Raw genomic sequence first — 18924 nt, forward strand, 5'->3', positions numbered from 1 at the left:
TTAAATTTCGAGCATGAACGACACGTGATGGCCGTTTACGTAGTGTGTGTTTTGAATGGCAGATTGTATGGGTGCGGCCCCGGCCAAGGCAGCGCCCAGACCTTGGCTGTCCCGGGTGCTGAGCTGTGCGTGGTGGGCCTGCCAATGCAGACGGCCCTGAGCGCTGCGCAGCAGATCGATCACAATGGTGGCGCTGGCATCATCGACCAGCCCCAGGATTTTTTTAGGCCCTGTCTGCTCTAGCAGGGTTTGCCATTGGCGCAGAAAGGACAAGTCGGTGCTGGTGTACAGCACCTGGGGGGCTGACGCGGGCTGGTACGCCTGTACGCCGCTGAGAAATGCCGACGCGCATTGGCCCGGCGTAAGAATGACATGCAGGGGGGGCGCTTGCTGTACACGGTTTGCCCAGGCAGTGGCGGACGAACCCAGGCTGCCCAGGGCCGATCCTGTCAGTACCATGCCTTTGAGAACCTGACGACGTTGACTGTTCATGCCAGGCTCCTTATTTGCTGGTCGCGCTGGCGGGCACCCGGGCCGGGGAGGTGGACAGATACTGACCTAGCTCCTTGAGGGTGGCATCGCTGATATGGGTCTGCGGAAAGGCAGGCATGGCTCTTAGGCCGCTGCGCACAATAATGGCAAAGAACTCGGGCGGAAGCTGCCGGCCTTTCAGTTCCGGGCCGATTCCTGCTTCGTGACAGTAAATACAGGTTTTTTCGTAGGTTTTCTGCCCCAGTGTCTTTGCTTGTTCGGCGGCAGCGCCTGTCGAAAAACACAAGCTTCCCAGGCCCGCCAATGTCAGCAAGCGAGCCGTTCTGAGAGCGTGGCAAGTGAAGCCTTGTATTGCTGGCCTGTGGTAAGCCATATCCGTCTCCTGGTTACGATTGATTTTGATGTTTTTTGTTAGTAGGGAAGACCAACGTAGTTCTCGGCAAGCAGGCGGGCGCCGTGCTCGGAGTTCATCAGTTGGTTAAATTCTGCTGCCTGAAGTTTGTGATCCCAGTGATTCATGTCCGGGAAGGTGTGCATCATCCGGGTCATGTACCAGGAGAACCGCTCCGCGCCCCAGATGCGTTTCAGACAACGATCCGAGTAGCTCTCTATTTTGTCGCGACACTGGTTCTGGTAGAAGTCCAGCAGCGCCTCCGAGAGGTACAAGACATCACTGGCGGCCAGATTCAGGCCTTTGGCGCCGGTGGGAGGAACAATATGGGCCGCATCACCTGCCAGGAACAGGTTGTGATGGCGCATGGGTTCGGTCACGAAGCTGCGTAAAGGGGCAATGCTTTTTTCAATGCTGGGGCCGGTGACCAGGTTGGCAGAACGTTCAGGCCCCAGACGAGTGCGTAGTTCGTCCCAGAAACGCTCATCGGACCAGTCTTCTACCTTGTCGCTCAAGGGCACCTGAAGATAGTAGCGGCTGCGTGTTTTGGAGCGTTGGCTGCACAGTACAAAGCCGCGCTCATGCTTTACATAGATCAGTTCGTCCGAGACCGGTGGGGTGTCTGCCATCAGGCCCAACCAGCCAAAGGGATACACACACTCGTAGGTTTTCAGGATATCGGCCGGAATGGCGGGACGCGATACACCATGAAAGCCGTCACAACCGACGATGAAGTCACAGTCCAGACGGTGTGTCTGCCCTTCGTGCTTATAGGTGACATAAGGGTGGCTGCTTTCTACTTCATGCAAGGCCACCTCTTGGGCTTCATAGACGGTTGTTGCGCCGATCTTTTCACGTGCCTGCATCAAGTCGCGGGTGACTTCGGTCTGGCCATAGACCACGACATGGCGATTGACCAGTTTTTCAAAATCGACTCGAAACGAGGTGTCGCCAAACACCAGTTCACAGCCATTGTGTACTAGACCGTTCTTTTTCAGATTATCGGTGACACCGGCCTGCTCCAGGGCATCGACGGTGACGCTTTCCAGCACGCCGGCCCGAATGCGGCCCAGAACGTAGTCTCCCGTTTGACGTTCAAGAATGATGTTGTCGATACCGTTTCGGGACAGAATCTGTCCCAGCAGCAAACCGGACGGGCCCGCTCCGATAATAGCTACTTGAGTTCGCATTTTTTTCTCCACCAAGATGTTGCTGTGTTACTCGCTGTTTGGCGTATTGTCGTGAAAAAATCAGCAGGCAAATACATCGAATATGTACTAGCAGCTATGCGTTTTTATGCGAACAGTACTGTTTGAGTAGCCGAATCAATTTTAGGTGTTCTGTCTTCGAGTTGGACGTGTGTCTTTTCCTTTTGCACGGTGAGCGGATGAGCTTAAGGCCCTGTCTGCCTGGGCCAGCACACGGTATGTTCGATGCTTTGGCATGGTGCGGCGCAGCCGTGGTGAGAGCCGCAGGGCCCGGCCTTATATCGCTGGCTGGCTTGATGCGTGCCGATAAGCCATGACGTTTCGTTCCTGAAAATAGTGCGCGGACGGTACGCCTGAGGCTAGGTTTCTAACGCAGTTCACGCACTTTGCAACGAGTCTTTCCTAGCTCGTCCTTTCGGCAAGAGGTCGCAGCGGTGCCCTCAGCATCAAAATAAATCCCCATGTCTTCTTTCTTGTTGTCGGGCGGGCCGAAGCGATTGGCCGGGTTCCTGTTCTGTTCAAGCTGAGGCAGGCGGTTGCGCTCCAGTTGCTGCTCGCGAGCCGCCTGGCGTGCTTTTTCCTCATTGTTCAGTGCCTTTTGGAAGTTTCTGCTGAACTCCGAGTCCTGGGCTGGAGCTCTGGGCGTGCTTGGCGAAGGACTCGCTTGGCCTGGCATGGCGGAAGTCGAGCGCAGTTTTTTAAGATCTTCAGTGGTGACGGAAAAGTCGGTAGAAGCCGCGTGGCTGGCAACGGCAAGGAGACTGAGCAAGCCAATTGCAATGGGATTCAGGTATTTGCGCATCAGAATGTACTCGACGTGAATGAGGTTTGATTATCTATCGCTTGATAGACATTTCATGTTTTTTTGTTGGCATTCGATGCAAAGGGTTTGCCAGAGCACAAACGGCAACAGGGTGAACCAGGCGTCCGCAGCTCAGCCAGATAGCGCCAAGCTTTGCCAAGGGGGCGATAGAACAGAATAATGTCACGCACACACGCGGTCGGACGTTTAATGTGGTTTTCGGAAATAGGCTTGGGAAAACGCATTTAGCACCGTGGCGACGTAACATGTGCTGTGTATCCAGACAAGGCCTTAGGGAGGAGAGGAAATGAGCAGGCAAAAACAAGATCGCAGTGCATTTTTTTCAGTACGAACAGTCGCTATATCGCTCGTACTCTGTATGGGAGGTGCAGCGGCTCATGCTGCGTCAGTCTCGTTTTCCCATAAGGACTGGGACCTGAGCTGCGATAACACGCTAACTTGCCGTGCTGCCGGTTACGCTGCTGATGGTGAAGAGTCCGGTTCAACGGTTTTATTGACTCGTAAAGCGGGCAGTGGAGAGCCGGTGGCCAATAGAGTCATGCTTGCCCACTATAGTGATGCCAAGTGGCAAAAAGGCTCAGCACCAGAACTTGTTATTGCGGGCCGTAAAGCAGGTCCACTGAGTTTTGCGAGTGACGAAGCATGGCAAATGAACGAGGCACAGTTAGCCCTGTTTTTGACAGCCTTGCAAAAAGATCAGGCAATCTCCTTTCGTGAGAATGGCAGCACCTATGCGTTCTCGGGAGCCGGTTCAAGTGCGGTCTTGTTGAAAATGGACGATGTTCAAGGGCGGGTAAATACCCCAGGCGCTATTTTGCGTAAAGGAAAAGGCAGTGAGTCTTCGGTAAAGGCGCCTATTGCTGCGCCAGTTATCAACCGTGCCCCGGTAGTGGATAAAAGCCTGCGCCCGATGACAGCGCAAGAGGACGCCTTGATCAGGCCTGTGCTTTTGAAGGTGCTAGCCGCTGACCAAGAGCCATCCTGCAGCGCAGACATACTGTCCGAGCCATGGGAAATTGCACGACTGAATCAGCAGTTCTCCCTGGTTGGCGCGCCTTGCTGGCTAGCGGCTTACAACGCTGGGGCAGCCTATTTTGTGATCGATAACACTATGCAGTCTGCTCCGGTATTAGTCAGTACCAGTGCCACTGACTACGATAATGGAACCATTTCGTCCAGCATGAAGGGCCGTGGGTTGGGCGATTGCTGGAGTTATGAAGCATCGGTCTGGGATGGAGCCGAGTTTGTTGCAAGTGAACGCGGCGACACGGGGCGCTGCGCACTGATTCGAGCGGGGGGCGCTTGGGTTATTCCGGAGTATCTCAGCCAAGTTGTTGGGCCGTGAGGCTGTAAAAAAGCCATTGATGCGGCCTTTGGAGATGGATAAGCCCCGGTTTTGGAGTCTGGGGTTTATTTTTTTGGTGCTCAGTCTGGCGATGGTGTGTTGGCAAGTTGAAAGATGCCGACGGCTTCTGGGCTGGACCGCGATGGTCGCCCGCCTGTTTTGTCATGCGCCTATTTTCGTGGGGCCTGCCGTGGGGCTTTTGGGGGGGCGTCTATGTGAAATAGTTGAAGCCAGGCGATCAAATGCTTCTGCGCTGAGAAAGCTAAACCATTGATTTGATGACTATTGATTATTTTATTTCAATGGTTTTAGATTAGCTGGTGCCGATGAAAGGAATCGAACCCTCGACCTTCTCATTACGAATGAGCTGCTCTACCGACTGAGCTACATCGGCTAACCTAAGACAGTAAGTATATCCTGTTTTTTTTGAGTTTGTAAATTCTGCGCGCGCATTTGCGGCGTAGCGTGCTATGTTGGGCGTTTTCAGCCTGTTAAGGGGACGGTGATGCTGGGGATCAAGATCAGTTTGGTGGTAGCGGCTTTCTTGCCTTGGTTGGCAGCGATTTGTGCTAAAGCCGGTGCGGCGGGTTTTACGAATCACGAACCTCGTCCGTGGCTGGCCAGTTTGTCGGGCTGGCGCTCTCGGGCCAATGCGGCGCAGGCCAATGCGTTTGAGGCACTGCCGTTCTTTTATGCGGCGGTGTTGTTGGCCTTGTGGTCGGGGGCAGATGCCTTGCGCGTGCAAAACCTGATGATGGTCTGGATCGCGCTGCGTGTGTTGTATCTGTTGATGTACATCATGGACAAGGCCAGCTTGCGTTCGCTGGTGTGGTTCCTGGCCGTGGCGGTCAATATCTGGATTTTGTTTTTGCCAGTGGTCGTGGTGTAAATCTGCTGCAAAGGTAAAGGGGCTGGTTCCGCCTGAGAAGGTAGAACCAGCCCCTTTTTTATACATCCAGACAACACGTTATCTCATCTGATAAACCGGCCAGAGCAGCGGATGTCTTGGGCTGGGTGCTTGGGGCTTAGTTACTGTGATTTTCCTGTTCTTCAGCTTCAACGCGGGCGCTGACCGCCGAGGGAAACAGATCCCAGCAGGCAATGAACATGGCGGCGATCAGCGGGCCGATCACAAAGCCGTTCAGGCCGAAAATCGACAAACCGCCCAGCGTGGAGATCAGAATCACGTAGTCCGGGATTTTGGTGTCTTTACCCACCAGCAAGGGGCGTAGCAGGTTATCGACCAGGCCAATGACCAAAATACCGAAGGCCGTCAGGATAATGCCGGGGACGTAGTGACCTGCGACAAAGAAATAGATGGCAACGGGAGCCCAGATCAGCGAGGCACCTACAGCGGGCAACAAGGACAGGACGGCCATCAGGACACCCCAGAACAAGGCGCCCTGAATGTCCAGGAACCAGAACATGATCCCGCCCAGCGCCCCTTGAGTGGCAGCTACAGCAATATTGCCTTTGACGGTGGCACGCACCACAGTGGTGAATTTGCGAAACAGATGGGTTTTCTGGTTCTCGCTCAAGGGAATCAGTTGGCGGTAGTGACGACCCAGCTCCACGCCATCGCGCAGCAGGAAAAACAGCATGTACAGCATGATGCCCAGGCTGACCAGGAACTGGAAGGTGTTCTGGCCTACGTTCAGGGCTTGTTTGGTCAGGAACTGGCCACCTTGTACGGCAAATTGGGAAAACTTCTCTTGCAGGGATGCGGTGTCGTGCAGGCCGAAACGGGCGGCAAATTCATGCACACTTGGAGGCAGGGCATTGAGGATCTTTTGCAAATAGGCACCAGGGTTCAATTGGCCGCTATTCATCAACTCGTACAGAGAGGCGATTTGTTGAACCAATGACATGGAGATCAGGATGACCGGAATAATGACGATCAACACAATAACCAGCAAACTGATCAGGGCAGACAGCGAACGCCGGCCTTTGGTTTTAGCCAGCAGCTTGCGTTGCAAAGGAATAAATAAAATAGCCAGAACGGCACCCCAGAATATGGCGCCGTAAAAGGGAAGAAGTATCCATACAAAGGCAGCGGAGACCGCGGCCAGTAAAAGCAAAAAAGTACGGAATTGTAAATTTGGCCGGGTGGACATGGAGTTTTTCCATTAGCGTGAATTTGAGCCGATTGTAAGGGGAATCCTGACGACGGGAGTGAATCTTGGTATCTGTTTGCAGGGTTCTGGTCAGTCTTGGAACAAAGGCTCTTTCATATTCTTGTTATATGAGTCTTGCCACGCAGGAGGGCTGCAACAGCTGCTTTAGGTATGAATCGTCAGGTGGGAGCATGTCTGCCTGCGGGTAGCGGCGTCACCTTGGTGGAACCGGAGCTGTCTGGCTCACAGTTCCGTTTGGCGGGCCAGATTCAAGTAATAGCTGCTGCGCCAGACATGCTGGCTGCTGCGTTCGAACCAGCGGTGGGTATCGGTGATACGCAGGGTACGGGAGGCGTCGTCATGGCCTTGCGGAGCGGCCAGAAGCTGGCCGCGAATGGTGCTCAAGCGTTCAGTCAGGGCATGGGCCTTGACTTGTATCTGCTCGAGCCAATCGGCAGGGGCTTGCCCGTGCAGGCTTGCCTGGGCCAGGGTATTGAGTTCGGTGGCCAGGGTTTGGGCTTGCTGATAGCGACTATCGTGCAGATCGCCGTTGGGAGGGTTTTGCAAGCGGCTGCGCAGGCGATGCATGTGGTCAATGGTGTGCAAGAGGGCACTGATGCGGGTGGCCACGGCAGGATCATCCGCTGCGCTGGGGATACGCAGTACAAATTCGTAGGCTTGATCCAGCACGGTTTCGATTTGTTGTAAGTCGGCGGTAGCGGTGTTGGGGCGGCTCATGTTCAGGGTGTGCTGATACAGGTTCAGTAGACGCTGCGCCAGCTCCTCCAAAGTGCGCTGGGTGGTTTCCAGAGCAAGAGCCGGTACTTGTAGCAAGCTGTCGTCCAGGTGGTGCTGGGGACGGGCCGAGCGATCTGGCACCAGTCTTTGCACCCAACGGGCAAATTGTTGCGTAAAGGGCAGGCACAAGGCGGCGCCGATGCTGATGAACAAGCTGTGAAATGCGGCCAATCCGACTGCGCCGGGCGGGATGTTGATATAGGAACCGGTGGCGTGCATGGCCTTGAGAAAAACAGGAAGGATCAGCAGCCCCAATAGACCGGCAATGACGTTGAACAGGATGTAGGCGATGGCCGTGCGCTTGGCGTAGATAGTGCCACCGATGGCGACCAATATTCCGGTCAGGGTGGTGCCGATGGAGGCGCCTACGACAACGGCGGCGGCCTGGTCAAAGCTGACGGCCCCGGCATCCAGAGCGGTCAAGGTCATGGCAATAGCGGCTGTCGACGATTGCAGCACGGCAGTCAGGGCCAGGCCGGTCAACATGATCAGAAAATGAGCACCATAGCCCTGCGTAGGCAGATGAGCCAGGCTGAAACTGGCGGCCAGCCCTTGCATGCCGTCTTGCAACATGCTCAGTCCCAGAAACAGGATGCCAAAACCCGCCAGCGCACGGCCAAGTTCTTTGTAGCGACCGGGGGCCAGCAGTTTGAGCAGGGCACCCAAACCAAGGAGTGGCAGGGTGTAAAAGCCCAGATCCACTTTTAGTCCCAGGCCGGAGACGATCCAGCCGGTCGCGGTATTACCCAGACTGGCACCGATGACCACGCCAATGGCTTGTGTAAACGAGATCAGTCCTGCACTAACAAAGCCGATCAGGGTGACGGTGGTGGCGGTAGAGGATTGTGCCAGGGCGGTAATCAGCGCGCCTGAGGCAAAGGCCTTGATAGGTCTGCCGGTAAACGCCAGCAGAATCTGCTTGAGAGAGCCGCCTGCAAAAGCCACCAGCCCTTCGGACAGCAGCATCATGCCAATCAGGAACAGACCAAGCCCCCCTAAAAAGGGGAAAAGAGTATCAAGCATATAAAAGTGCGAACAGCGAAATAATCAGCAGGTTCTGGCGAGAAAAGCCGGAACAGAATGTTGGATGGTGCATTATCGCCAGTTACGCTGTCTGTGGAGTGAAATTCTTGAGTGTTGCACACAGGATGTTGGTGCAAGCGTATGGTGCAAATGCAGCGATCATCCTCTTTTTGTGTAGAAAAGCGCTGGGATCCCTATTGTAAAAGAGAGGGCAATGTGGATTCTTGTAAAAGCGTGAAGCTGGCCGCAGGGGCCATGCTGCTGAGGGTTTGAAGGTTAGTCAGGCGCAGGCGGTTTAAATGTGGCATTCCGATACGGTATTTGCGAATCAGGGGATGGGCGCTGCGAACGCTACGTTTGATTCCCTAATGGAGCCTGTTCAGGCGCCGAGCAAGAAAAACAATAAGCTGGTGGCTGAAGATGTGATCGAGGTGGACGATGTTGGCAGTTCCAGTGTCGATCGTTATGCCACTGCGCATTGGCATAACGAAATCGCTTGCGATCAGAATTTGCGAGTGGAGGTGGCGAGGGCGACGGCGGTGATGAATGGCGAGCGTGTTGATTTGCTGGCCAAGGACCGGCTGGATGTGCAGAACTTTGTTCCATAGAGATCGGCATCACGCCCGCAGGAGCAACGTAGGCGATCCAGGATCGTGATCTGGCCGGCAAAGCCTCTTGCGTAATCAAGAGGTTTTTTCATGGCAGCAGACGTAGAAAAGCCCAGCGACTTGCGTCGCTGGGCTTTGGTATTTTTGGCTCCCCGACCAGGGCTCGAACCTGGGACCTGCGGATTAACAGTCCGTCGCTCTACCGACTGAGCTATCGGGGACCAGCAAAGAAAATAATTATAGGGTAAAGCTATCGAGCTTGTAAAGAGTTATTTTATAAGAAATGTATTTTCATATACGCAAAACTGGATGCAGATTTGGCAATAGGCGTAATTCCTGATTTTTCCCTTGAAAACATACCGTCTGGTCAATAAGGTCCATCGCTCTGTTTTGTAGCAAATGGTTGCAAGCCGGTTGTTTACTGGCTTTGCGCCTGCTTTGCCTGTTTTTTGCTGAATTCTCTGTAGGTGAAAAACTAGGGGAAATGCGTATGAAACCTAGAAAACACGCTGCATTCAATTTGTTGACATCAATATTGTTTATGTCTGAAATATAAATGCTTGCAGTATATGAGCTTCAACTATCAAGCCCCTTTCATTCCCGTTTCAGGGTTGATCTGTTGAGCCATTTTGCTTCAAGAAACAGGAGGGGTGCGGGAATTTGACGCTGGTAAATCAGCGTTTAGGCGGTAGGTCTCAGCACTGGATCAAGAGTCGGACAAGACAAGAAATCCGGCATTCAGACGTTTACAGAGAACAGAGAACATGAAAAAAACTATCTTGGCAGCCTTGTTGATGCCCGTATTGGCGGCTCCCGCCTACGCAGCATCGAACGTGACCTTGTACGGCGTGGTGGACACCGGCCTGGGCTACGAGCAGTGGAAAGGAAGTGACTTGAACGGTGGCGCCGTCAAACAAAGCCGTTTTGGTCTGTATGACCAGGGTTGGATGGGTAATCGTTGGGGCCTGAAGGGCAGTGAAGATCTGGGCGGCGGTCTGAAAGCCAACTTTGTGCTGGAAAGCGGCTTTGATTTGAGCACTGGCAATATGCGCCAAGGCCGTTTGTTTGGCCGTCAAGCGACGATCGGTTTGAGTGGGGATTCCTGGGGGCGTGTGGACCTGGGCCGTCAAACCACGGTTACTTCCTTGTACGTTGCCGGTGTGGCCAGCCCCTTTGGTGGTAACGGCTACCAGTACGGTGTTGGCGCTGCATTCAACGCCGCCAATACGGTTCGTTATGACAATATGGTCGCCTACCAAAGCCCCGAATTTTCCGGCTTTCAGTTTGGTGCGGGCTACTCCTTCAACACCAATGGCACCCAAAAGTGGGATCGCAGCGGTTTGACGGGCAATGCCATCAACAGCGATGACGCGAATGTCAAAGCCTTTAGCGTCGCCATGCGCTATAGCGATGGTCCGTTGAAAGCCGCCTTGAGTTTCGACCAGGCCCGTTATGGTTCGGCGCGTGAGCAAGGTGGCAACCTGGTTGCGGCTGAAAGCGGCAATGTCAGCGCCTGGAGTCTGGCCGCCAGCTACCAATTCAGTTTTGCTACGGTGCATGCTGCCTTTGGTCAAAGCCGCAACGGCTACATCGGTGGCTCGCTACAAACAGAACAGTTTGGCCCTGGTCTGCGCAAAGACCTGAAGGTCAATTCCTATGCCTTGGGTGTGACCGTTCCTACTGGGAAGGCCGGTTCGGTTCTGGCTTCCTGGACCATGGCTGACCCTCGTTCGACGCCACGCAGCACGGATGATGCCAAGACTCAACACGTGTTCAGTGCTGGCTACCTGCACAATCTGTCCAAGCGCACCAATCTGTACGCCATTGGTTCCTATGCTCGCAATATCGGTTACTACAACGATCTGAAGAGCACGGTTGCTACGGTCGGTATTACGCACCGTTTCTGATCTTTCTGACTGATTCTGCCAGTCCTGGGTCGACGTAGTGCGTTAGCAGCGGCGGCATCGTCCCGGGCAGGGGCTAGGTCAGGGGAAAAGAGCCACAGCGGGGCTGCATCAACATGCAGTCCCGCTGTCCTTTATAAGTGGGTGGATTTTGTTTGTCCAAATGTTAATAACGCCGCTTCTTCGTGATGGGATGGACGCGTTTTTCAGGGACAAAAAAAATCAGCCCAAAGCAAATGCGATGGGCTGATTTCGATGGTTTTCTTGGCTCCCCGACCAGGGCTCGAACCTGGGACCTGCGGATTAACAGTCCGTCGCTCTACCGACTGAGCTATCGGGGACCAGAGAAGAAGAATATAGCATGTATTTTTAGAAATGTGCAAGCCTTCGTGGGCGGGAGCGATAAAATTGTTTGCACATTGATGCTGTTTTCAGGTTGGCTAGGCGAGGTCTTGGCCTTGATTGAACCCCGTTGTTCGATATCGCTTCAGGCACACCCTTCTGTTTTTGGTGGGCTGTAGGGGCTGCTTCGTCATTGTGGAGAATGCGAATAGGGACAACATGGCCGCAGTGCAAGGCAAAGGGTAGAATCGACATCTTATTGTCCTTACTGACTCTTTTTTCGCCGGGGCCAATAGCTCTTGCGCTAACCATGTCGCCCTGCAAAGTGATGAATCCCCATGCAAGTTAGTCAAAGCCCCAGTGCGCAACGCAGCTCCTTTTTAATTGGGCTGGCGCTGTCGGGGGGCGGTTCTATTCTTTTCTCCGCCAAGGCGGTGGTTGCCAAGCTGACCTACCAATACGATGTCAACGCCCTGACCGTGATTGGCTTTCGCATGTTGTTGTCCTTGCCTTTCTTTCTGGCCATCGCTCTATGGCAGGTAAAAAAGGTACGTCAGGGCAAGCTGGCCGCACTGACTGGCCGCCAGAAACTGGAGCTGGTGGTGCTGGGCTTTCTGGGTTATTACCTGGCCAGTTTGCTGGATTTCATTGGCCTTGAATATATTTCGGCAGGATTGGAGCGGCTGATTCTGTTTTTGTCGCCTACCTTTGTGTTGCTGTTCTCCGCCGTTTTTCTGAAACGACGGATTTTGCCTAAGCAGTGGCTGGCTCTGGCGCTGGCTTATCTGGGGGTAGGGCTGGTCTTTATACAGGATTTGAGCCTGACAGGCGATGATGTGTTGCTGGGCGCGCTCTGTGTGCTGGGCTCGGCCATTTCCTATGCCATTTACTTGATTGGCTCAGGCGAATTGCTCAAAGCGATTGGCTCTACACGGCTGGTGGCTTATGCCATGTCTTTCTCGGCGGTCTATACCCTGATCCACTTTTTTGCCGTGCTTGGCTGGCAGGGTTTGGTGCAGCCCGCTCCCGTTTATGGTCTGTCCATGATCCACGCCGTCTTTAATACGGTCTTGCCAACTTTTATGACGATGTGGGCGGTGGAACGTATTGGCGCGCCCATGAGTGCTCAAATGGGTTTGATTGGCCCGGTCTCGGTCTTGTTTCTGGCGAACTGGTTCCTGAATGAGCCCATTACGCTCATGCAATTGCTGGGTACGGCCTTTGTGCTTAGCGGCGCGATGGTCTTGAGCCGCCGCTAAGTCCCTGCACAGGCTGGCTTACTTGCCGTTGTTTGCCAGCCGTTTTTCGATTTCGTCGCGATGTACGTCGTAGGTGGTAAAGCCGGCCAGATTTGCAGGCATATTCAGTTTGTCACGGTGGATCAGCGTCTGGCGAATATCATCCAGGCCACTGCGCCAGTGTTCGCGCATGGTCATGCGGCCAAACTGGTAGTCCTTGTAGTGCTGTTCGTAGGGCTGGTTGCGATAAATCAGGTGCACCACGTTGTAGCGTTTGTTGCTGGCCAGCTCTTCGGCCAGACGGCAAGGCAGCAGTTCTTTGCGTTGCTCTTCGGGGATCAACGGCAACAGCTCTGACAGGATATGACGCATGTACTGCGAATGACGCATGTCCTCGGTCACCATACGCGTACGGCTGGAGTAGCGGATTTCGTTCAGGCGGTCGCTGACTTCGCCCATATTGTTGGGCACCGGGCCACGCGCACTCCACAAATCCACTTGAAAAACCAGGGTGTCGCGGCGGGGGGACTGATCCAGCACGTAAGACAGCGGCGTATTGGAGACCAGGCCACCGTCCCAGTAATACTGCCCATCAATTTCCACAGGGGCGAAAGCTGGGGGCAGAGCGCCCGAGGCCATGAAGTGCTCGGCCCGCAGCGTGGTGCGATGGTTATCAAAGTACACAAAGTTACCCGTGCCCACATTGACCGCGCCGACCGAAATGCGCTGACGTTTGTCGTTGATGCGATCAAAGTCACACAAGCGCTCCAGCGTGTCTTTCAGTGCGCTGGTGTCGTAATAACTGGCCCCTTCGGGCACGCCCGGTGTGGCTTGCATCGGTGGGGGAAAACGGGGGCGGAAAAAGCCGCGCTGTCCCAAAACCAGGGCATTGCTGGCATTGAAGGCGCTGATGGCCTCGCGCATCACATCGTTAATGCCAAACAGGGCGCGCTCCAAGCAGGCCGGGCTAGACCAGCCATAGTAGGGCTCACAAATGGTGTTCCAGAACTCTCGCAAGCGCTCTACCTGCCGCTCGGGGGGATTGCCCGCAATAATCGCGGTGTTCAGGGCCCCAATAGAGATGCCGGACAAACAGTCGGGCTCGATTCCTGCTTCCAGCAAACCTTCATACACACCGGCTTGGTAGGCCCCCAAGGCGCCACCACCTTGCAACACCAGGGCGACGGTTTCGTAGGGTGGCAAGTAAGAGGGACGGGCAAAAGCGGGGACGTCTTGCGCTTGTGGCGTAGGAACAGTATTCATGGCATCACTCGGTTCAAGAGGTGGGCAGGAGAGCGGGACTTATGATCCCTTCTGTTTATGCTGCACTGCAGCAAGGATACCATTGCCGCCGGTCTTCACCCTTTCAAGAATGCAAACTTGCGTCAATTTTCCGTGCCTGACGAGCCCGGTTCCGGGCTGTGCAGATGTTGCGCAAAGGCGCTTAAAACCTGGCTGCGGTAGCGTTCCTTGTGCAGCACCAGAGAGAGACGGCGCTTTAAGTCCAGAAAGGGCGTATCCAGAATACGTAGTCGCTGATTGGCAACAGCATCCTGAGTGGCCGCTTGTGGCAGGCAGGCCAGACCCAGCCCGGCGATGACGGCCTGTTTAATGGCTTCCACCTGGCCCAGCTCCATCAGCACATGCCCGCCAGGCAGCACATTCAGGGCTTGTTCGGTCAGCGCACGGGAGGCCGAGCCACGTTCGCGCATGATCCAGCTCATGCCCGCAAAGTCCTGTTTTTTCAAAGTGGTTGTGGTGGCCAGTGGGTGGTCGGGGGCGGCGCAGACCACCAGCGCATCGTCGCGCCAGATCCAGGCTTCCAGTTGCGGATGGTTGACCGGACCCTCCACGCAAGCGATGTCGCAGCTGTGCTCGAGCAACTGGTTGATGATGTTGGCCGTGTTGTCTACCGACACATGCAGGGACACGCGCGGATGCTGGCGTACAAATGGCCCCACCAGATCCCCGATCAGGTAGTTACCGACCGTATTGCTGGCCCCGATGCGAATTTCGCCACGCAGCTCGCGCTCGTTCTGCTGGCTTTGCATCTCCCGCAGACGCTCCAGGATTTCGCGCGCGTGCGGCAGCAATTGCTTGCCACGACTGGTCAGCTGCATGCGCCCTGGTGTGCGTTCAAACAAGGGGCAATCCAGCTGCTTTTCCAGTTCGGCCAAGGCCATGCTGGCGGCGGGTTGGGACAAGTGAATGTTGGCCGCGCAAGCGCGCACCGTACCCAAAGTGGCAATGCCGACAAACACTTCTAGTTGTCTGATGCTGATCGCATTCATGATAAATAAAATTGATACTTACGATAAGTAATAATGAATTTTTTAATACTCGGGGTCAACCTAAAATTACTTTTACTTATTACATACTTGGAATGACGAGATGAGCAGTGTGACCGATTTACCCGCAGGAAGCACAGCCCTGAAAGCGCAGGGCAAATCGGGTTTCTCTCTGAAGCCGTCGCGTTGGTGGGGTTTTTTACTGGCGGTGGCTGTGGGGGTTACCGCCATGGGCCTGGGAAAATTGTGGCCTTTGATTGGCGGTCCTGTCTTTGCCATTGTGCTGGGAATGGTAGTGCGTAACAGCATGGGCGTGGCTCCGGTGTTTCAACCTGGTTTGCGTTTTTCGTCCAAAGTGCTGTTGCAGTGGTCGATTATTGGCCTGGGTTTTGGCCTGAGCCTGCCGCAAGTGATGCGTACCGGCATGGATTCACTGGCCGTCACCTTGGTGACGCTGACGGTGGCGTTTGTGACAGCATTACTGCTGGGCCGTGCCTTGGGAATTCCGTCCAAGCTGCGTACCTTGATCGGGGTGGGGACGGCGATTTGTGGCGGTTCGGCGATTGCGGCGGTGACACCGATTCTTAAACCCGAAGAGCATGAAACGGCTCTGGCGATCTCGACCATTTTTATCTTCAATATTGTGGCGGTGCTGATTTTCCCCTTGGCCGGTCACATGATGAATATGTCCGACGCCGGTTTTGGGGTATGGGCGGGCACGGCCATCAACGATACGTCCTCGGTGGTGGCGGCAGGGTATAGCTACAGCCGTCAGGCTGGTGACCACGCCACGATCGTGAAATTGACGCGTGCCACCTTGATTATTCCTATCTGCCTGATTCTGGCTGGCCTGGAAATGTGGCGTTCGCGTCAGGCGGGTCGGGATTTTGACCTGATGCGGGTGTTTCCTTGGTTCATTGTCTGGTTCATGGTGGCCTCGGCAATGCGCTCGCTCGGTTGGGTGCCGGTGGAGTGGTTGGAACCGCTGCGTTTCCTGGCTGAATTCCTGATGGTGCTGGCCCTGGCTGCCATTGGCTTGTGCTCGGATTTAAAGGTGATGGCACGAGCCGGCGCGCGACCTGCCTTGCTGGGCCTGGGAGTCTGGATTGCAGTTGCCGTCAGCAGCTTGTTGGTTCAGCGCTGGATAGGTGTCTGGTAAGGCGGGGCAGTAAAAAGCCCCTGGCAGTGGGGATAATCCTCCACTGCCAGGGGTTTTTTTATGTGCTGCTTGTGTGCTTAAACGAACCAGGAAGCCGGGCTGCGGTTCAGCGCCACGCCCACGATATAGGCAAAGATGGCAATCGCGATCAGTGCGGCCACGCCTCGGCTAAAGGGGGTTTTACCGCGTTTGATGGCATAGCTGCCTACCACGATATAAACCACCAACAGCACAATTTTGGTTATCAGCCAGGGTTGGTTGGCCGCGGCGCCCAACATGCCGGCCAGTGCTAGACCACAGACCAGCAAGACGGTATCGATCACATGTGGGGCAATGCGCACAAAGCGATTCTGCAAACAGGATGAGCCGGACACTGACCAGAAGGCCCGAATAATAAAAAACAAGATGCTCAGCCCGGCGGCTGTCATGTGCAAGTGTTTGAGGGCCATGTAAGTCATGCCTGGTATTTCCTTCTGAAGTTCAGGTTGCAGAAAAAGGCAGTATACGCAGGCTGGGACTTAAAAGTTTTTTTGCGCCCGGGCCTGTGTCTGCCTGGGCGCAAAGTACAGCCGTATTCAGAGTTGATTGACGGGCAGCTTCAGATAGACCTGGCCATTACTTTCTGGCTTGGGGAAGTGGCCTGCCCGGATATTGACTTGGATGGATGGCAGGATCAGGCGCGGCATGCCCAGGGTTTTATCGCGTGCTGTGCGGCGCTCGCAAAATTGCTCCACGCTGATGCCATCGTGTACATGGATGTTGCCCTCTTTTTGTTCTTGAACCGTGCATTGACATTGAGGTTCCCGCCCTTCAGGCGGATAGTCGTGACACATGAACAAGACCGTCTCTGCGGGCAAGGCCAGCAGGCGCTGGATGGATTCATACAACTGGCTGGCGCTGCCCCCCGGAAAGTCGCAACGGGCGGTGCCGACATCGGGCAAAAACAAGGTGTCGCCTACAAAGACGCCCAGCCCCTGAACGTGATAGGCCATATCGGCTGGCGTGTGGCCGGGTACGTGCAGGGCTTGCACCTGAATCGCACCAATCTGGAACTGTTCCTGATCCTTGAACAGCGTATCAAAGGGCGTGCCATTGGCCTGAATTTCGGCCTCTATATTAAAGATGCGGCTGAACGTGGACTGCACTTGTTTGATGTGTTCACCAATGGCGATTTTGCCGCCCACTTGTTCTTGCAACCAGACCGCAGCAGACAGATGGTCGGCATGGGCGTGAGTTTCCAGGATCCATTGCACGTCCAACTGCTGCTGGCGCACAAAATCCACGACCTTTTGAGCCGAGACAGTGCTGCTGCGGCCAGAGGCGGCGTCATAGTCCAGCACCGAGTCGATGATGGCGCATTCGCGTTGGCCTGCGGCATAGACCACGTAGGTGAACGTGGAGGTGTCTGTGTGAAAGAAGCTGGCGACCTGGGCTTGTAGCATGTCAGACCTCTTGTTGCTTATAAAATATTAAAAGATATTATATAATAATATATATTGTGTTTTTGTAGAACGATATGGATCAAACAAAATTGGACGCCTTGCGGCAGGTAGCAGGCCAAGCCAGCAGCCTGCTGGCCAGCCTGGCCAATCCCGACCGCCTGATGATTCTTTGCACCTTGGTGCAGGGAGAATGCAATGTGGGAGAGTTGGCACAGCGCAGTGGCATTGCTCAGCCTACTTTATCGCAGCAATTAACAGTTTTGCGGCGCGAAGAGTTAATTGCCAGCCGCAAAGAGGGTAAATACGTCTATTACCGTTTGGAGAATCCAGCGGTGCTGGCGGTAATGCAGACTTTATATGGAATCTTTTGCGCCCCGGGAGGCACTGATGATCACAATTGATTGGGCTTCGTTTACACCGTGGAGCGCCTTGTTTGGGGGCGCTTTGGTGGGTTTGGCAGCCTCTATTCTGGTGCTGTTCAATGGTCGGGTGTTTGGCATATCCGGCTTGCTGTCCGGCACCTGGAGCGGGGAGGCGGGGGACAAGGGCTGGCGTTGGATGGCTCTGTTAGGTTTGGCGGCGGCACCCTGGCTGTATCGCTTGCTCGGGGAAAGTGTGCCTGCCGTACAGCCGCAGCCCTGGATGTGGGTGGTCGTGGCCGGTTTGCTGGTGGGTTTTGGAACTCGTCTGGGTTCAGGTTGCACCAGCGGGCACGGTGTGTGCGGACTGTCGCGCCTGTCGCCTCGCTCTTTGGTCGCAACGCTTGCTTTCATGGCCAGCGGTTTTTTGACTGTGTTTGTGCTGCGTCATCTGGTGTAAGGAGCTTGCCATGCAATATTTCATCGCTTTAATTTCCGGCCTGATTTTTGGTTTGGGCTTATTGATTTCCGGCTTGGCCAATCCTGGCAAGGTGCTGGCGTTTCTGGATCTGGCCGGGGCCTGGGACCCGTCTTTGGCCTTGGTGATGGCTGCGGCGATTGCGGTGGCGATTGTGCCCTTCACTCTGGCGCGTCGTCGTCCTTGTGCGTTTGTGACGGGTCAGCCCATGAACCTGCCCAAGCAACGTCAAATAGACCGTCCTTTGGTATTGGGTTCCCTGATTTTTGGTGCTGGTTGGGGGATAGCGGGCTTTTGTCCGGGACCGGCCGTTGTGCTGGCGGCGTCGGGCGCGCCCTTGGCGGTGTTGTTTTTAGTCGCAATGCTGATCGGAATGTGGGTGGCAGGGCGGGTGCGTGGCTAAATGCCACGTCACACAGCCTTAACCCAAATGAGTGCTGGGAGCCGGAACCTGATCCGGCTCCATATTCACCAAACCCTGCAAAATGCCGCAATGCTCCAGGCCACCAGCTTGTCCGCAGCGGTGGCGAAGCTCAATCAATTGCTTTTGCAGGTGTTCCAGTTCCGCAATTCGTACGGCAACGTGCTCGATGTGCTCATCGAGCAATTCGTTTACCGGGGCGCAGTCTTGCGCCGGACCGTCCATGAACGCCAACAGACCGCGAATTTCTTCGTGCGTCATGTCCAGGCTGCGGCAGTTGCGGATAAAACGCAGCCGTTCCAGATGGATAGTGCGATATAGGCGGTAGTTGCCCTCGCTGCGCTCAGGTTCGGGCAGCAGCCCGACCTTCTCGTAATAGCGGATGGTTTCCGTGTTGCAGTGACTTTTTTCAGCCAGCTCGCCAATTTTCATTGCTTTGCCTCCAATAGGCTTGACCTTGTAGTTACTTTAGGCTTTCTACTGGTCTCATG

The 18924-nt window shown here is 54.9% G+C and carries 20 protein-coding genes and 3 tRNA genes; 9 read left to right on the forward strand and 14 right to left on the reverse strand.

Going from position 1 to position 18924, the window contains the following annotated elements:
* The 4 genes from AC6I6N_RS00120 to AC6I6N_RS00135 all read right to left on the reverse strand — a co-directional run bounded on the left by AC6I6N_RS00120 (position 1) and on the right by AC6I6N_RS00135 (position 2893).
* Positions 1-492, reverse strand: a complete 492-nt coding sequence (locus AC6I6N_RS00120; protein ID WP_094196065.1) for a hypothetical protein — start codon at positions 490-492, stop codon at positions 1-3.
* A 10-nt stretch (positions 493-502) separates the two neighbouring features.
* The gene (locus tag AC6I6N_RS00125) at positions 503-865 is read right to left on the reverse strand and encodes a c-type cytochrome (RefSeq protein WP_094196066.1); all 363 of its coding nucleotides are present in this window, start codon (positions 863-865) and stop codon (positions 503-505) included.
* Positions 866-903: 38 nt separating this feature from the next.
* Positions 904-2073, reverse strand: a complete 1170-nt coding sequence (gene pobA, locus AC6I6N_RS00130; RefSeq protein WP_094196067.1) for a 4-hydroxybenzoate 3-monooxygenase — start codon at positions 2071-2073, stop codon at positions 904-906.
* Between the two features lie 385 nt (positions 2074-2458).
* The gene (locus AC6I6N_RS00135; protein WP_094196068.1) at positions 2459-2893 is read right to left on the reverse strand and encodes a hypothetical protein; all 435 of its coding nucleotides are present in this window, start codon (positions 2891-2893) and stop codon (positions 2459-2461) included.
* 307 nt (positions 2894-3200) lie between these two features.
* Here AC6I6N_RS00135 and AC6I6N_RS00140 point away from each other — a divergent pair, with 307 nt between their 5' ends.
* Positions 3201-4259 carry a DUF1176 domain-containing protein gene (locus tag AC6I6N_RS00140; RefSeq protein ID WP_199827861.1) on the forward strand — a complete coding sequence of 353 codons (1059 nt, stop codon included), beginning with the start codon at positions 3201-3203 and terminating at the stop codon, positions 4257-4259.
* A 318-nt stretch (positions 4260-4577) separates the two neighbouring features.
* Here AC6I6N_RS00140 and AC6I6N_RS00145 read toward each other — a convergent pair.
* Positions 4578-4653: transfer RNA gene (locus tag AC6I6N_RS00145), tRNA-Thr, on the reverse strand.
* Between the two features lie 111 nt (positions 4654-4764).
* Here AC6I6N_RS00145 and AC6I6N_RS00150 point away from each other — a divergent pair.
* Positions 4765-5148: an MAPEG family protein gene (locus AC6I6N_RS00150; RefSeq protein ID WP_094196070.1), complete on the forward strand. Its 384-nt coding sequence runs from the start codon at positions 4765-4767 to the stop codon at positions 5146-5148.
* A 136-nt stretch (positions 5149-5284) separates the two neighbouring features.
* On the opposite strand, the gene AC6I6N_RS00155 is transcribed toward AC6I6N_RS00150, so the two are convergent.
* Both AC6I6N_RS00155 and AC6I6N_RS00160 read right to left on the reverse strand, forming a co-directional pair.
* Positions 5285-6373, reverse strand: a complete 1089-nt coding sequence (locus tag AC6I6N_RS00155) for an AI-2E family transporter (protein ID WP_094196071.1) — start codon at positions 6371-6373, stop codon at positions 5285-5287.
* A gap of 243 nt (positions 6374-6616) precedes the next feature.
* Positions 6617-8194 carry a Na/Pi cotransporter family protein gene (locus AC6I6N_RS00160; protein ID WP_199827862.1) on the reverse strand — a complete coding sequence of 526 codons (1578 nt, stop codon included), beginning with the start codon at positions 8192-8194 and terminating at the stop codon, positions 6617-6619.
* A 299-nt stretch (positions 8195-8493) separates the two neighbouring features.
* Here AC6I6N_RS00160 and AC6I6N_RS00165 point away from each other — a divergent pair, with 299 nt between their 5' ends.
* Entirely contained in the window at positions 8494-8802 is a 309-nt protein-coding gene (locus AC6I6N_RS00165; RefSeq protein ID WP_094196072.1) for an IrmA family protein, read from the forward strand.
* 145 nt (positions 8803-8947) lie between these two features.
* Here the strand turns inward: AC6I6N_RS00165 and AC6I6N_RS00170 are convergent.
* A tRNA-Asn gene (locus tag AC6I6N_RS00170) sits at positions 8948-9023 on the reverse strand.
* A gap of 543 nt (positions 9024-9566) precedes the next feature.
* Here AC6I6N_RS00170 and AC6I6N_RS00175 point away from each other — a divergent pair.
* Positions 9567-10709 (forward strand): porin, encoded by a 1143-nt coding sequence (locus tag AC6I6N_RS00175; protein ID WP_094196073.1) that lies wholly within the window; start codon positions 9567-9569, stop codon positions 10707-10709.
* A 262-nt stretch (positions 10710-10971) separates the two neighbouring features.
* On the opposite strand, the gene AC6I6N_RS00180 is transcribed toward AC6I6N_RS00175, so the two are convergent.
* Positions 10972-11047 (reverse strand) — tRNA-Asn (locus tag AC6I6N_RS00180).
* A 339-nt stretch (positions 11048-11386) separates the two neighbouring features.
* Here AC6I6N_RS00180 and AC6I6N_RS00185 point away from each other — a divergent pair.
* Complete coding sequence (locus AC6I6N_RS00185; protein ID WP_094196074.1) at positions 11387-12307, forward strand: DMT family transporter; 921 nt, start codon at positions 11387-11389, stop codon at positions 12305-12307.
* 18 nt (positions 12308-12325) lie between these two features.
* Here AC6I6N_RS00185 and AC6I6N_RS00190 read toward each other — a convergent pair whose 3' ends face one another.
* A complete protein-coding gene (locus tag AC6I6N_RS00190; RefSeq protein WP_094196075.1) occupies positions 12326-13549 on the reverse strand; it encodes a patatin-like phospholipase family protein in 1224 nt (407 codons plus the stop codon).
* A 122-nt stretch (positions 13550-13671) separates the two neighbouring features.
* The gene (locus AC6I6N_RS00195) at positions 13672-14577 is read right to left on the reverse strand and encodes a LysR family transcriptional regulator (protein WP_094196076.1); all 906 of its coding nucleotides are present in this window, start codon (positions 14575-14577) and stop codon (positions 13672-13674) included.
* Positions 14578-14677: 100 nt separating this feature from the next.
* Here AC6I6N_RS00195 and AC6I6N_RS00200 point away from each other — a divergent pair, with 100 nt between their 5' ends.
* Entirely contained in the window at positions 14678-15733 is a 1056-nt protein-coding gene (locus tag AC6I6N_RS00200) for a YeiH family protein (RefSeq protein WP_094196077.1), read from the forward strand.
* 77 nt (positions 15734-15810) lie between these two features.
* Here AC6I6N_RS00200 and AC6I6N_RS00205 read toward each other — a convergent pair whose 3' ends face one another.
* Both AC6I6N_RS00205 and AC6I6N_RS00210 read right to left on the reverse strand, forming a co-directional pair.
* Complete coding sequence (locus AC6I6N_RS00205; protein WP_094196078.1) at positions 15811-16191, reverse strand: SirB2 family protein; 381 nt, start codon at positions 16189-16191, stop codon at positions 15811-15813.
* A gap of 117 nt (positions 16192-16308) precedes the next feature.
* Positions 16309-17175: an MBL fold metallo-hydrolase gene (locus AC6I6N_RS00210; RefSeq protein ID WP_094196079.1), complete on the reverse strand. Its 867-nt coding sequence runs from the start codon at positions 17173-17175 to the stop codon at positions 16309-16311.
* 74 nt (positions 17176-17249) lie between these two features.
* On the opposite strand from AC6I6N_RS00210, the gene AC6I6N_RS00215 reads away from it, so the two are divergent.
* Genes AC6I6N_RS00215 through AC6I6N_RS00225 form a run of 3 tightly spaced genes read left to right on the forward strand, consistent with a single transcriptional unit; the run spans position 17250 to position 18415 of the window.
* Positions 17250-17576, forward strand: coding sequence for an ArsR/SmtB family transcription factor (locus AC6I6N_RS00215; RefSeq protein ID WP_094196080.1), 327 nt, complete (start codon positions 17250-17252; stop codon positions 17574-17576).
* Positions 17563-17994 (forward strand): YeeE/YedE family protein, encoded by a 432-nt coding sequence (locus tag AC6I6N_RS00220; protein WP_199827863.1) that lies wholly within the window; start codon positions 17563-17565, stop codon positions 17992-17994. Before AC6I6N_RS00215 ends, AC6I6N_RS00220 begins: the two co-directional genes overlap by 14 nt.
* Before the next feature lie 10 nt (positions 17995-18004).
* Complete coding sequence (locus tag AC6I6N_RS00225; RefSeq protein WP_094196081.1) at positions 18005-18415, forward strand: DUF6691 family protein; 411 nt, start codon at positions 18005-18007, stop codon at positions 18413-18415.
* An 18-nt stretch (positions 18416-18433) separates the two neighbouring features.
* Here the strand turns inward: AC6I6N_RS00225 and cadR are convergent, their stop codons facing one another.
* The gene (cadR, locus tag AC6I6N_RS00230) at positions 18434-18865 is read right to left on the reverse strand and encodes a Cd(II)/Pb(II)-responsive transcriptional regulator (protein WP_094196082.1); all 432 of its coding nucleotides are present in this window, start codon (positions 18863-18865) and stop codon (positions 18434-18436) included.
* Positions 18866-18924 lie beyond the last annotated feature (59 nt).

The sequence above is a fragment of the Alcaligenes sp. LTN-3 genome (genome assembly GCF_059735605.1).